Genomic DNA, 1,201 nt, shown 5'->3' with positions numbered 1-1,201 from the left:
TTGTGGAATGACCGCCCTCGACTCGATGTGTTTCGCCCCGCTCCTAATCGCCGACGTGTTCGAGTCGATGGCGTCCTCTAGCGCGTCCTACGACAAGGCGAAGCTGGCAACAGTGGGCGACAAAACCGTGCCGTTCGTCTCTCGGACACGTGCCCGCAACGGTATCGATAGCTTCTGCGCGATGCAGGAATCCGACCCCGAGCCTGGGTGCGCCATAACGATCGGCCTGGACACACAGACAGTCGCCTACCAGCCGGTCCCGTTTTACACGAGCCAGAATATCCAGGTGCTGCGGCACCCGAAGCTAGACGAGGAGAACGGCCCGATCCTGGTCGCCCTGGTCGCCTCACAGATGGCGCGGTTCAGCTGGGGCGGCAACGGCGCGACTCTGGGCCGTCTCCGCAAGTCCTTCATCATGGTCCCAGTCGNGGACGACGGGGACGGCAGGCAGATCGTGGACTGGGACGGCCTAAACGCGCTCGGACGTGAGCTGTCGATGAAGGTCGGGGCAGCCGCAGTCAGCGTGAGGGAGACCGCGCCCGACGACGACGACGATCTCCCCGAACTCGCCTTTTCTCCGATGTTCATCGTGGACGACGAGGAATCGGGCCAGCCCGGTCTGTTTCGCACCCACAAAGGCAAACGGCTGACTAAAGCTGACCGCCGTCGCGGCCGCACGCCATTCGTCACTGGATCTCGGAACAACAACAGCATTGCCGACTACGCCAGCGTGCTGCCGAGTTTCCCCGCCGGGTGGCTCACGCTGATCTACAACGGCGACGGCGGCACCGGCCACGCCAAGTACCAGCCCGTCCCGTTCAACGCCTCCGACGACGTAATTGTGTTGGAGCCGGTCTCGCCCGAAGCCAACGAGGACGCACTCCTCGTCCTGGTAACGATCCTGACCGAGAACTGCGTGACTAAGTTCGGCTTCGGGTACAAACTCACGTTGCACAGACTCCACCGTCAGAAGATCATGGTCCCGACGACGGCCGGTCCGGACGGCGAGAAAGTCGTCGATTGGGCGGGCATGACCGCCTACGGCCGTGCTCTGCGCGTGCGAACCGAGCGCGCACTCGACTCAATCCCATCTAAAATATGAGCCGTCGCCCGCGTCCAGCATGCGCGTTCGGCGTCCAGATCCGCGACGCCCGGACCGCTCGCGGCTGGACGCAAGCACAGCTCGCTGAGTACTCCGACG

General features: G+C 63.8%; 1 protein-coding gene. It reads left to right on the top strand.

What is annotated here, in order from left to right:
- Positions 1–1,102, top strand: a 1,102-nt coding sequence (locus H483_RS28380; RefSeq protein ID WP_238556282.1) for a restriction endonuclease subunit S, incomplete at its 5' end; no start/stop codon positions are given.
- Between the last annotated feature and the right edge of the window lie 99 nt (positions 1,103–1,201).

This window comes from Dietzia sp. UCD-THP (genome assembly GCF_000349585.1).
GTDB lineage: Bacteria > Actinomycetota > Actinomycetes > Mycobacteriales > Mycobacteriaceae > Dietzia > Dietzia natronolimnaea_A.
This window is presented reverse-complemented; position numbering and strand designations above follow the sequence as displayed.